General features: G+C 47.2%; 9 protein-coding genes. 2 read left to right on the top strand and 7 right to left on the bottom strand.

Going from position 1 to position 13,463, the window contains the following annotated elements:
* Positions 1–95: 95 nt before the first annotated feature.
* Positions 96–998: a M23 family metallopeptidase gene (locus SFV55_RS12040; protein ID WP_320029749.1), complete on the bottom strand. Its 903-nt coding sequence runs from the start codon at positions 996–998 to the stop codon at positions 96–98.
* Between the two features lie 160 nt (positions 999–1,158).
* Between SFV55_RS12040 and SFV55_RS12035 the strand changes: the two genes are divergently transcribed.
* Positions 1,159–4,131: a tetratricopeptide repeat protein gene (locus SFV55_RS12035; RefSeq protein ID WP_320029748.1), complete on the top strand. Its 2,973-nt coding sequence runs from the start codon at positions 1,159–1,161 to the stop codon at positions 4,129–4,131.
* Between the two features lie 86 nt (positions 4,132–4,217).
* Here the strand turns inward: SFV55_RS12035 and SFV55_RS12030 are convergent, their stop codons facing one another.
* From SFV55_RS12030 to SFV55_RS12005, 6 genes are all read right to left on the bottom strand, one after another.
* Positions 4,218–6,071, bottom strand: a complete 1,854-nt coding sequence (locus tag SFV55_RS12030) for a peptidase M61 (RefSeq protein WP_320029747.1) — start codon at positions 6,069–6,071, stop codon at positions 4,218–4,220.
* Between the two features lie 72 nt (positions 6,072–6,143).
* The gene (locus tag SFV55_RS12025; RefSeq protein WP_320029746.1) at positions 6,144–7,283 is read right to left on the bottom strand and encodes a hypothetical protein; all 1,140 of its coding nucleotides are present in this window, start codon (positions 7,281–7,283) and stop codon (positions 6,144–6,146) included.
* 39 nt (positions 7,284–7,322) lie between these two features.
* The gene (locus SFV55_RS12020; RefSeq protein ID WP_320029745.1) at positions 7,323–7,934 is read right to left on the bottom strand and encodes a hypothetical protein; all 612 of its coding nucleotides are present in this window, start codon (positions 7,932–7,934) and stop codon (positions 7,323–7,325) included.
* Positions 7,886–8,341: a nuclear transport factor 2 family protein gene (locus tag SFV55_RS12015; protein ID WP_320029744.1), complete on the bottom strand. Its 456-nt coding sequence runs from the start codon at positions 8,339–8,341 to the stop codon at positions 7,886–7,888. Before SFV55_RS12015 ends, SFV55_RS12020 begins: the two co-directional genes overlap by 49 nt.
* Positions 8,342–8,549: 208 nt before the next feature.
* Positions 8,550–10,670, bottom strand: coding sequence for a carboxy terminal-processing peptidase (locus SFV55_RS12010; protein ID WP_320029743.1), 2,121 nt, complete (start codon positions 10,668–10,670; stop codon positions 8,550–8,552).
* Positions 10,671–11,330: 660 nt separating this feature from the next.
* A complete protein-coding gene (locus SFV55_RS12005; protein WP_320029742.1) occupies positions 11,331–12,815 on the bottom strand; it encodes an SUMF1/EgtB/PvdO family nonheme iron enzyme in 1,485 nt (494 codons plus the stop codon).
* A gap of 138 nt (positions 12,816–12,953) precedes the next feature.
* On the opposite strand from SFV55_RS12005, the gene SFV55_RS12000 reads away from it, so the two are divergent.
* On the top strand, positions 12,954–13,463 hold a 510-nt coding region (locus tag SFV55_RS12000; RefSeq protein WP_320029741.1), incomplete at its 3' end, for a glycosyl hydrolase 2 galactose-binding domain-containing protein.

Below are 13,463 nucleotides of genomic sequence, written 5' to 3'. Positions count from 1 at the left end.
ACAAAAACGCTGCAATATCCGGTTTTTTTGAGAAAAAACGAAAAGGAAAAAAAGCTGTTCTACCGATTGCAAAGGCCACAAAAAGAGAAGTATACCTAAAAAGTTACATAGTCGACGGGATCAACTGGTTTTCCCTTGTGCCACAATTCAAAGTGAAGGTGGGGGCCACTGGAGAGTACCCCAGTATTCCCAACGATTGCAATGGCTTCACCTGCGCGAACAAAGTTGCCCACTTTTTTGAGCAGCGATGAGTTGTGTTTGTAAAAAGAGAGAATTCCATTGTCGTGCTGAATGCCTACGGTATTGCCGGTCTCCAGGGTCCATTCCGATAAAAAAACATAACCATCCATGGCGGCTTTGATGGCCGCATTACGGGGTGCCAGTACGTCTACCCCGTAATGTGATTTTTGGCGATCAAAGTGGGCGCTGATTTCCCCATTGACTGGGGCTGCAAAAAACAATTGCTCAATGGGTTTTTCGCTGGGTGCAAATCCAACTGACCTACTCTGTTTCGCAATTCGACCTACCCGCTCCAGCTCAACCTCCCGGCGCATCTCTTCATCCACCTGCGACATACCCACTTTTTTGGCTCCATCCTTGGTTGGTGTTTGGTCAGGAGTAGCTTTGGGCACATCCCTTTCCCGTAAGGGGTTGCCTGTTAGCATGCGTTGCAGGTTTTTGATGTACACTTCTTGAGCCTGCATTTCCTGCCCCATGCGGTTCACTTCCCGGGTGAGTTCCAGAAGCTTACGGTCATTGCTGCTTACGGGTTGAAACCCGGGTAAATATTCCTTGATGGGGGTATATGCAATCAGTAGAAAGACCAGACAGGTCAACACCACCAGCAAGGTGCTGATGAACAGGTACAAGTTCATCAGGGTCAATTTATAAGATCCAACCTCCTCGAAGGTATCCTCATTCATGATCACGAAGCGGTAATGCTTGGTGATGTTTTCCCGCCATTTTTTCCAGCGCTCGCCATTAAACTTCAAAGCCATAATCGTCAGTTTGAATTCTGGGTTTGTTTTTTCTTAAAACCAAAATAAATTTGTGTCTTTCAAGTTATAAGTGAGGCAAATTTACGGTTTACTGCCTAGTAAACCAGCTCTGCACACTGATTTTAACGATTTTATTCATCGTTGTAAAAAATATTCGGCCTTGAAACGATTAGTTTACGCCCTGACGGTAGTGGCGCTTGCCCTGATGATTGAGAGTTGTGTCGCCGTCAAAAGCAGCAGTAAAGAGCTGTCTGGCCTTGGAAAGGCTTACCACAATACCACTGCTCATTACAACGGCTACTTCAATGCCGATGAAATCCTGACAACGACCATGCTCAGCATGGAACAGCAATACAAGGACAATTACACCCAAATTTTGCCCGTATACGCCTACATGGGTATCGACAACCCCAAAGCATCGGCGCCGGTGTTGGACGAAGCAGTCAAAAAAGTGACCAAGGTAGCTGCATTACACCCTAAAAGTGACTGGGTGGATGATTGTTACCTTTTGGCGGGTAAGGCACATTTTCTCAAACAAGACTTTGAAACTGCGGAGCAAACCTTGCGGTACCTTACTGCTGAATTTTCACCTGAAAAAGCCAAGCTTAAAAAAGCTGTAGCCCAAAATGTACGCAGTGGAAGTACCCGCGCGCCAATGGTAGACAGCGAAGGTAGGGTGCTAACCGCCAAGGAAAGAGAAAAAGTGCGGGAAAAGGCCAAAAAGGAAAAAGAGAAGCTAGCCAAAGACGTAGCCAAAGCCCGTAAAAAATACAATGCTGATGTAGCCAGAGCTCGTAAACAAGGCAAACCCTTACCTGCCAAGCCAGAAATCCTGAATCGAACCAAAACCAGCTCAAGTACCGCAGGCGCAACGACCAAAACACCAGAGCAAATCCAAAAAGAAAAAGCACGGAAAGAAGCAGAGGAGGCCAAACGGGAAAAAGATTATTTGAAGAAAAAACCAGCCTATTACGAAGGTGTACTCTGGTTGGCACGCACCCTCATTGAACGGGAAAACGAAGATTTGGCCTTCCGCACGCTGACTGAACTGGAAAGCGACCCCAATACACCCAATGCGGTGCGGGCACAACTGGCTCCCCTGCTCGGCCATTTTTACATCAAAAAGAAGCAGTACGAAGAAGCGGTAAAACCACTGGAAGAAGCTGTTGAACGGGCCGAAGACTCCAAAATTAAGGCTCGTTACAACTATATTCTGGCCCAATTGCACCAACGCGCCGGACGCTGGAATGACGCTTACAGCGGATTTGAAAAAGTAGCCAGTTCTTCGGTGAACTACGAAATGCAGTTCAATGCCCGCCTGAACATGGCGCAAAACTCCTGGCTCAGCGGCAAGGGTTCGGCAGAGTCTGCTACTGCCCAATTGGAGCGGATGCTCAAAGACGCCAAAAACCAGGAATACCGCGACCGTATTTACTACGCCCTGGCCAATGTGGCGCTGAAAAACAACAACAAGCCTAAAGCCATTGAATACCTGACCCTCTCTGTACGCAGCGCAGGCAACAATCCAGCACAGGTAACCGAATCGTACTATACCCTGGCCCAGTTGTATTTTGAGGAAGAAAAATTCATCGAAACCAAAAATTACTTGGATAGTACGCTGACCATTATGGACAAAAAGGATGATCGACTCAAATCCGCAACCATTCTGCGCGATAACCTGGTCGACATCGCCAAAAACCTTAGCACCATTCAGCTCCAGGACAGTTTGTTGACTCTGAGCGCCCTTTCGGATGCGGAACTCAAAAAGCGGGCCGCCAAATTAAAAAAGGACAAGGATGAACAGCGCCTGCGCGCCCTCGAAAACTCCAAAGTACCGGAAAACAATAACCCCAACCCTGGAGCGATAACCGGACGCCCCCTGATCGCTGGGACTCAAGCTTCTACCTTCTGGGCTTATGACGAAAAAGAGGTAAAACAGGGCAAACGGGAGTTCCAGCGCAACTGGGGCGAACGCCCACTGGAAGACAACTGGCGTCGCTCAGAAAAGCGTGGTGGCAGCAATGAAATAGTCGTTGATGATCCAGTCAATGCCAATAACCCAAAGGCTTCTGGCACTGATGCTACTGAAGATGAAGACGATGTAAAAACCTACCTGGGTCCGGTACCTCGCACCGAAGCAGAACGCCGCAGTGCCGAAGTCAAAGTGATCGATGCGATGTACAAACTGGGCGTATTGTACTACGATAAATTGGAGAATTTTGAAAAAACGGTCAAAACGCTGGAGGGGCTGAACACCCGTTTTGGCCGCCATAACTTTGAACTTAATTCCTGGTATTACCTGTATTTGGCGCACCGCAAACTCAACCATGCTGATCAGGCTCAGGCTTATTACGATAAAATTGTGGGTGGTTACCCCACTTCTACCTTCGCCCGCATCCTGCAAGATCCCAACTACGCTGCCGAATTCCTCAACGAGGAGCGCAAAGTGAACGTGTATTACGATGAGGCTTATGCCGCCTTCAAAAAAGGAAATTATCAGGATGCGTTCAAGATGTGTATGGATTCCAAAGTGCGCTTTGGTGCCGAAAATAAATTGGCTTCCCGCTTTGCACTCTTGGCCGCCCTTTGTACGGGCAACCTGCAAGGGGCCGACGCCTACAAAAGCGCCCTGAACGAAGTAATCGCCCGCTACCCTACCTCTGATGAGCAAAAACGTGCCAAGGAAATCCTGCGCCTGCTGGGTGGTGCTGGTGCACAGCTCCCCGGTGACCAGGAGCGTACCGATGAGGAAAATGTACGTTTCCGGCCCGATGAAAATGCCATCCACTTCATCCTGGTGGCCCTCGACAATAGTGCCAACCTGGACAATGCCAAAAATAAAATTTCGGACTACAACCGCAATTTCCACAAACTGGATAAAATCACCATCACCAACCTTGCAATAGGGGACGATGAGAAAACGCGTAAATTACTGGTGATCCTGCGCCGCTTTGAAAACAAGGCCGCAGCCATGAAGTACTACGATGGGGTGATGAAAAACCGTGCCCAGTTTATGGACTCAAGTGTGGATTACCAGTTGTTGCCCATCAGTATGGACAATTACCGCTCGGTGTTGCGGGATAAGACGCTGGATGGGTATGCGGAGTTTTTTGAGGCGAATTATTTGAAGTAGGGCAAGACTTAATTCAGATACAGCCAAAGCGACATGAATAGCAGCGTCCGCGCTGCTATTCATGTCGCTTTTGTTTTCAGCATCACCTACCTCTTCTCCAACCAACTCTTCTGCAGCGCCACCTGCTCCGCACTCGCATTCGGATTAAAGCGCAGCACATTGGTCAACTTCCTGGCCACTTTCATCATTGGGGCCGATAAGGTGAGTCGTTGCTCCACTCCATTTTCATCTTTGCGCAATACCACCACTTGTAAAGGGTCGCCCACTTTGGCCGTTTTGTACAAATCGACCAGCACGGCATCTGGATTGTCTGCAGTCAGGGCAGTGCCATTAATGCTGAGAATGACGTCATTCAGTTGGTAGCCCATCATTTTGCCAAAGGCGTTCATGTTGGACAGATTGATGATTTTTTGGCGCTGATTTTCATCTGGTTCAAAAGCAATGCGCCCCAAGGTAAAGGTGCTGTCCTGGACGACCGGAGAGTAGTCGACCCCTACACTGGCAAAAACCTCCTCCAGAGGTAGGGGCTTGTTGCCTGCCACATATTTTTCCAGGAAAAGTCGGATTTCCGGATAAGTCAATTTACCAATTTCAGCAAAAAGCTCCTCATCCTTGAAGGGTTTGTCCTTGCCGTATTTTTTTGACAAATCGCCAATGAGGCTGAGGATGCCGTATTTGCCCCTCGACAATTGCAGCAACTTAATGTCGAGGCAGGTGGCGATCAAGGCCCCCTTTTCGTATACATTCCCATATTGGCCGGCGTAGGTATCGAGGCAATTGGCGCTCATCACTGTAAAGGGCAAGGTATCGATGTAACGTTGGCGGGAATTGCTGATTTTTTGTTGCAGGACACCCAAAAAGTCATCCTTGGTGATCATACCGTATTTCTCCTGCACCAAATGGGCATGGTACTCGGTGGTACCCTCGTACAACCAAAGGTGTTTGGACATCTTGGGCTGATTGAAATCAAAATAATGGATTTCCTCCGAGTGGATGTTCAAAGGGGTAAGAATGTGGAAAAACTCGTGGGCGGCCACATTGATCAGGAACTGCACGGTATTGCCATTGTTGCCTTCGGGCATAAAATACACTGAAGAATAGGAGTGTTCCAGGGCACCTTGCGCACCTGACACCCCTCTTTTGTCGTTGAGGTAAACCAAAAAAGCGTATTTGTTGACTGGCAAAGTCCCTCCCAGGTAAGCCCCTTGCGCCTGGAGCAAACCATTGATTTTTTCCGCCAAAAAAGCAGCACTGACTACCTTATTGGGTGAGTGTACAGCGATGAGCACCGAGGTGTTGCCCACCTGGATGGTCGCTGTTTCTGCACTGCCATACATCAAAGGACTATCGACCAGGCGGTTGTAATTTTCAACTTCAAAACGGTCCTGGGTGGCACTAGGGTCGGTATCATTCAAAGCGGTACTACCAATCATGCTGGCCGGGTGCAGCACGGTGAGTTGAAAAGGCAATTGTTTCATATCGTCAAAATACCCGGCAAAACAGTGGGTGTTGAGTAGGTAGTTGACATCCTTTTCAATATTGAGTCCACAGGGTTCAAAGATCTTTTTGCCACTGCCTTCATCGTCAAAGGTATCGTTCACCTTGTAGCGAATTTTGCCCAGTTTTTTGGCATTGCTGATCCGCCAACTGTTGGTGCTGATTTTTTCAACGGGCAAAGCCTTGCCATTTTTATCCAGTGCCTCAAAATCGTCAATGTAGCGGCCAAAATCGTCTTCGGAATAGGTGCCGGGCACAATTTTGGGCAGGTTGTAAATGATCTCCTTTTTTTTGATGCTGGGAGGCTGTAGTTCTACGCCGATTTTGTCGTCGTTGACTTGGACCAGATCCAGCGTAAAGCGGTAACTATTCGCTGGTGCTTGTCCATAAGCAAAATAGCCGCAGACGGCCAGACACAATACAATCAAGTATACTTTTTTCATGTTAAGTGTATTTTCGGTTGATCAACCCAGGTTTTTGATCCTGATTTCATTTGTGGTTTTGTAGTCGTTTTTTCAGTGCCGTTGATTTCCAGTAGTTGGCAAACCTGCGGCGACTTTTAGTGATGTAGACACCAGCTCTTTGGCTTCAGTGGTATTAAAAAGCGCCATTCGGGCCTTTTCATCCTGCTTCAGCTTCCAATTCAGAAACCATTGAATAGATTGGGCCGCATAGGTAAAACTCTGCCAGGTATTGCTGTGGTTGGCTTTGGGCAAAATGTTTTTCAGGTGGCGCTCCCAAATGCCGAAGTTCAAAAAATAAAACTCGGAGGATTGCGGGTAGAATTGAAAAACCCGCTCCGCGTATTTGTATTTGTCAACCAGTTCTGGCTTTACGTCAGGGTGAGGCGCATGAATGACCAGGATGGGCGCAGTACAGCGCTCTACATTGTAATAAGGGCTATGCTCAATCAGTTCTTCTTCAAAGGGGGTGGTGATGCCTCCTTCCAGGCTGATCAGGGCCTTTACATCAGGGTTCCTCATTTGTAAGGCCAAAGCCAGGGTGGCGTTAAAACCAAGGCCCATCACGGCAAAGTTGCGTTGTGCCGGGAAGTTTTTGCGCAGATACCCCAGGGCAAATTGCATATCGGCCACTCCAGTTTCAATCCCGGCCGGGTCGTATTGCATAGGTTCGGCAAAAGGGCCCTGAATCACCGGCGAAACGACGATAAAACCCCAGGAAGCCAGGTATTCACAGAGTATGTTTTGCAAATGCACCTGATCAGGGAAAATGATCAAAGGGAATTGGCCGGAGGCTATTTTGGCCTCGCGATAAGCTTTGGTTTTGCTTTGAGTCATTTTAGGAAAAACGCTCTGTAAAAGGGTGGTATCACCTCCAAGTTCAGCCACACTTTGAAAAAAACCAGCTCTAATGGCCTGAGTTGGCCCAAACCGACTAGCTAAATAATCGTGGTACAATAATGGATTGGTATTCGCTTTTTCAGCCGGATACCAAATGTACAATTGTATGGCCCGGCCAGCAGCTTGTTTTGGCCCAGACAGCCAGCTGGCTCTGGTGTAGTCAATGGTTTGCACGGCCTTGAATCCTACGGGATATTTGCCATACACCAAATCAGATTGGAATACATCCTGGGCATTCAAGTTTAAAACCATCATGCCCAAGCAACCACTAAGGAAAAAAATAAAGGGCTTCATGTTGGATTTTTTTCTCCATTCAAATTTTGTTACAACACCTCAATCCAGTCCATATTCCGCAATCTTCCTCACCTCTCCCAACTGATGGAACATATTGGCCTGCATCCACAATTGTACAAATCCAGTTCCTTCGCGGTGTCCGTAGTTCTTCACCCAATACACTGCTTTGCCGTTTTCATCCAGGGCCAAAGGAGTGACCTGAGCCGGATCTACGCCAGCAAAAGCCGAAATGGTTTGGCTCAAGCCCCATTTTTTACCCGTTTCAGTGGGCATGGAGCCGTACAAACCGTAATGACTTCGCAAATCATTGAAAGGGTACTTCACCCCGATGAGGGTATCAGCTTGCAGGTAATCCAGGCCCTTGTATTCCTTGGCACTGTAATCAAAGCGGTGAAAAGCGGGGTTGGTGCCCAATACCACTACTTTCCCCCCTTTGCTGAGGTAATCGTAGAGCAGGCTTTTTTGATAGGCACCTTTGGTGATTTCCTCCTGAAAATAACCCGTTGCAAACACCACTACACCAGAATCAATACCTTGATCTGGTACTTGAAGACAATGGTATTTTTCATTTTTAGGTGTCGATTGGTTTGAATAAAGTGCTGTTACTGCTTGGGAGCCGGAGATTGCCAGAGTACATTCGTGATTTTCCATCTGCCATCTAGTTTGGCCAAAAGGACATAATCGGTTCCCCACCAGGCCGTTACTTTGCCACAGGCCGTCTTATCCAGCACTTCATAAACTTCCACTTTTCGCGGAAACTTCTCCACATTGGAGTTTTTACCTTTCTTCATTACACCCGTTGCATACTCGAGCATTTCCCGAAAAGGCATGGCCGAGCCTTCGTAGGTCGAGCCATTGCGAGGGCGGTAATAGCCATATTTATGCACCCCAGGATCAATACTGCGATGAATTTTGCTGGTATCACCGTAATAAAAGGCATCGATGTAGTCGTTGAGTGCAAGGGAAACGCTATCAACAGCGGCATTTTGGGCAAACAATTGGCTTCCTCCCAGCAGACTTACAACGAAGAGCAGTTGAGTGATTTTTTGAACTAGCATGAGCGTGTTTTTCAGTCGAGGAAAAATAGATCCGATGTACCAAAATTAATTCGCTCAAGGCTGTAAACCATCCCCCGCAATGGGGTATTTTAGTGGTGAGGAAGGTCCCAAAAATCATTAGGAACCGAAACAAAATAAAAAACCTGAGTCATTCCAAAAAATGGAGGTGACTCAGGTCGGGTTTTCATTGAAGCATTATACTAATACACTATCGGTCGTTCTTCATCGACAGGGGTGATTTCCCACCTGTCAATTCCAAAACATCACCTACAACTTTGGTCGCTTCGTACAGGTAGCGGTCTTTTTTCAGGAAATTCACCCAGCGGGTGTTGAAGGCTGCACTGGTAGCCGAAGCGCTAGGATCCTCTCCTACCCTAACGACGTCCATTTCCTTGTTCATCACGAACAACTCGCGGGCCTGTTTGGCTCTGGCGTTGACGGCTTTTTCTTTTTCCTTGTATTTCTGTAGGTTCAAATCCAGAGGAGCATCTTGCTGAGCAGACAACCAGGCGGAGTTTTGTTGCACCTTCTCCACCAAACCCGTGCTATCAATGCGGTTGTGGAAACGTTTACGCAACGCATCCATATTCGGTGTTTTAGCCCAGGGCTTGTAGCTCAGTTTTCTGATTTCGTCCCAGGCCAGCGCAGTTTTATTGTCTTTTTCCCTGAATTTATACGACTCGTAATAGCCAGGCAAAACCAAATCGGGCACTACTCCTTTCAACTGCGTAGAAGCACCGTTGATGCGGTAGTATTTCTGGATGGTCAGGTGTACGGTGCCCAAATCAGTGTTTTCATCTCTGGTCAGGCGGCTCAGTGGAATGGGGCGTTGTACTGTCCCTTTGCCGTAGGTGGAAGTACTCCCTACGATGATTCCCCGCTGGTAATCCTGGATGGCTGCGGCGAAAATTTCAGAAGCCGAAGCGCTGAATTCATTGACCATTACTACCAGTGGACCGCTATACAGTACCTTTCCATTGTCTTCATCTGGCAAGAAGGAAGAGCGACCATCGCCGTTTTTCACTTGTACGACGGGGCCGTCGGGGATGAACAACCCTACCATTTGTACTACTTCGTAGAGGCTGCCTCCGCCATTGTCACGCAAGTCGATGACGATGCCATCCACGTTTTCAGCCTGGAGTTTCGCCACTTCTTTGGCCACATCGGCGGCGCAACTGCGGCCACCTTCGTCACCCATGGGGGTGTAAAACTTGGGCAGGTAGATGTAACCCGTTTTTTGATTGCCGTCTTTGATGGTGCAAGACTTGGCAAAAGTTTCTTCCAATTTCAGCTCTTCGCGCACAATGGGCACCACTTTGATGGTTCCATCTACCTTTTTGAGGGTGAGTTTCACGGTGGTGCCTTTGTCGCCACGGATGAGTTTGACGCCATCGGGGATGTCGTAACCTACCACGTCTACTGGGGCTTTGTCGCCCTCGCCGATTTTGAGGATGATGTCGCCGTCGTTGACTTCGGTGGTTTTCCAGGCGGGGCCACCTTGGGATACCGTGGCGATCTTGAGGTAGCCATTTTCTTCCCCAATAAGGGCTCCGATGCCATAAAATTTACCCGAAAGGCGTTCGTCCCAACTTCTTTTTTCTACCGGCATAAAAAAGTCGGTATGCGGATCCATCGTATTGGTGATGGTGGTGACAAACATACTGAAACGATCGTCGTCGCTGGTTTTGTTGATCAGGCGATCGAGGGATTTGTCCAGGGTGGTTTTGGCAAATTCACGGGCCTGGATTTCCAGGGCTGCATCGGTTTCTTTGGGGGTCTCAGCAGTGGCTTTTTCCCTTTGGTCTTGCAGGTCGATGAATTTTTCCAAGGCCATGAACTTCAGCTTTTTCTGCCACTGCTCCTGTTGGGTTTTGGCGTTGTTGGCAAAAGTTCTTTTGTCGTAGTCGGTTACAATGCTGTCGGCTTCGGTAAAATCAAAGGCTTTTTTGGCCAAATTGGGCAAATTGGTCTTGATTTCATTGAGCCGCTGTTTATAACGTTCGTTGACTTTGTAAAAAAACTCAACCGGAGTTTGACGGATTTCATCATCAATCAAGGAATTGTACTTGCTGAATTCTTTCAGGTCAGCTTGCTGGAAAATGACTTTTTCAGGGTCCAGTTCCTTCAGGTATTCGTTGTATATTTTGGCAGAAAATTGGTCATTGAGGGCCTGGGGGCTGTAATGCCCTTGTTCCAGTAATTGACCAACGGTATGCAAAATTCGATCATAACGATCATCTACGGGTGCCTTGCTTACATCGCTGCTGCACAACAAAAGCACTATCGGGAGACATAGAGCAGTAAAAAATACACTTTTGGTGGTGTTCATGTGTCGCTTTTTTTGAAAAAGGTTGAGGCGGTTGAGGGAGGTTGAGAAGGTTTAGGCTCCGCGAGGTACTTAGACAAGGATATTGTCAAAATCGCTCGCGGAGCCTAAACCTTCTCAACTTTCTCAACCTTCTAAACTCTCCTGGTAAAACTAACGCAACTAAGATAAATAAGAAATCCCCCACTTGGAGGGATTTTAGCCAATTTGCTCGCTTTTGACGATTTTTAAATAAACGTATTTTTTGGGGGAGTGGTTTAGGGTAGGAGGGTTAAGGTTTTTTTAAAAGTTTTAGGGGGTGGATTTGAGGATCGTGCTTGGGGCCTAGGAACCCCCGACCCCTAAAGGGGAGTACATTTTACGTATGTTTAAAATTTTGACATTCAATATAAAATGATCTAAAAATATTAATTTAAGCGCAGTTTTTAACCCCGAAGGGGTGACATGATTATAGAAAAAATGGTATAAGGATTGTATTAAAACCCCGAAGGGGTGGCATTATTTGCCATGTTATTTCATAATGCCACCCCTTCGGGGTTTCTCTTGATGAAATTGATCCCGTTATTTTGCTATAATCCTGTCACCCCTTCGGGGTTGAGGCTAGAACCAATCGACCCTGTTGTCCGTTTTTTTGCTCAGGGGCTTGTTGAATGAGCGGTCCAACTACCTGGAGGGGGAACCCAACACTACCCGAAACCCCAAATCGAAGTCGCAACTAGCGGGAGGATAGCCGCTGCGATTAGATGGACGGCAACCCTGCGGAACGTTTCCCCAGCCACCGCCGCGCAATACCCGAAAAGTATCGTCCTGAACATTCAAAGGATTGATAATTCTACCCTGTTTTTTGCATTTTTCATAAAAGTCCGCATCAAAAACATCCTGGCACCATTCTAAGACATTTCCGAGCATATCGTATAGCCCCCATGGATTGGGTGAATAGGAGCCTACTACTTGGGTACGATCCAAATAACAACCAAAATTGGCTTGCTTTGGACTAAGCTGATCACCAGTATAATAAAGGGAGGAAGTGCCCGCCCGGCAGGCGTATTCCCATTCGGCTTCACTTGGCAAACGAAAACCCTGTACTTGCCTCAGGTCTGTGGTAATTTTTCCCTGAGTATTCAACAAATTTCCCTGAGTATCGTAACTAGGTCTTAAGCCAAATTTTTCATTCCAATAATTACAAAAAGCTATGGCATCGTTCCAACTCACGTGGATGACCGGATGTTGTGGATTCGTTTGTGGATTGCTTTTTACATCATAACGCCAGTTGACACCTGCTTTCATTTCCCATATTTTCCCGGTCCATACACTCCTCCCTCCGCCTTTATCCGCATTGGTTTGATAGCCCGTTGCCTCTATAAACTCCGCGAATTGGGCCAGGGTTATAGCATATTTGCCTAAGTAAAAATCGCTGAGCTTTACTTCATGCTGGGGTTTTTCATCCTTGGACGCATCTTTATCAGCTTCCGGTGCTCCCATCATAAATTGTCCTCCTTTGATGTGTACAAAGTCTTTAAATACCTCGGCAAACCGTTTCTTTTTCTCTTCTACTACCGCGGCCAAATCTTGCCCACTCAGCACCTCGCCATACCACCCAAAAATATCCTCTTTAAAATCCACCCATTGGCTTGTTTTCCATTTACCCAGGTTGTTTGCCACAAATGCTCCGACAAGTTGGGGTATTTCTTGGTGCGCGGTGTACACTTCCCCTAGAATCCGCAACAAGTCTCGTTCTTTTACCGTGCTGAAGGCTTTTTTTACTGCCTCACTAAATTCCGTAAACAAACCATGATCATGTTCATAAGCATCCCCATGTTTTTTCACAAAATCCAATAGAAGGGGTGCGGTGCGGAGTTCTTCAAGGGGGCTGAGGGTAGCAGGCGCAGTCCAAAAATCGACTGGCAATTGGTTCAATAATTCCAAAACGGCTCCGGTTACCTGATTTTTGGTCAGCAACTCATTGCCAAGCTCAATGGTGCCCTGGTTCCGCTGTTTGTCCAAATCACTCAAGCGGCTGGAATTGAGCAGCAGGGCATTATGGGTATCGGCATGGTCGGCTTTATTTTTGGTCAGCCCTAGCAAATGCTCAATGGCTTTTTTTAATTCTCCCTTGGCTACCAGCTGTTGGATATCTTCTTTGGTCATGTGTTCAAACAATGCCTAATTGTAATCATATTGGCAAGTATAGTTATTTTTCCAGATAAAGCGGTGGAAGGCAATTATCAATTTCTCCCTACCTTCCCCACTTTTCTTATATTCGCAGTTCACACAACCTGTTTTTGGATGCGCCCATTTTTCTACCTCATCCTGATGGCCTTACTAAGTGTCCAATTGGGATGCCAAACGCAACCCAACAGCGCTATGATCGAACTCAAGGATAACTGGACTTTTCGACAAGCCAACAAAGGCAACTGGATGCCTGCCACTGTACCCGGCACGGTGCATACTGATTTGATGCAAAATGGTAAAATTCCCGATCCCTATTTTCGCATGCAGGAAGAGGAGGTACAGTGGGTAGACAAGGCCGACTGGGAGTACAGCTGTCGTTTTGAATTGGGCGCAGATTTTCTGGAATTCGAAGCCATAACGCTGGAATGTTTGGGGTTGGACACCTACGCCGATGTGTACCTCAATGGTCAATTGGTGGTTCTGGCGGATAATTTTTTTGTGGCTTATGAAAAAGAGGTCAAACCCTTGCTCAAAGTTGGTGAAAATCGACTACGCATCTTTTTCCACTCCCCCATCACAGTTGGACTACAAGCCTTGAGCAAACACAAATACGGACTGCCCGCC

The sequence above is a fragment of the Haliscomenobacter sp. genome (assembly GCF_033763495.1).
Taxonomy (GTDB): Bacteria; Bacteroidota; Bacteroidia; order Chitinophagales; family Saprospiraceae; genus Haliscomenobacter.
Note: the sequence above shows the minus strand (reverse complement) of the source record. Positions and strands in the feature narration are given on the sequence as shown.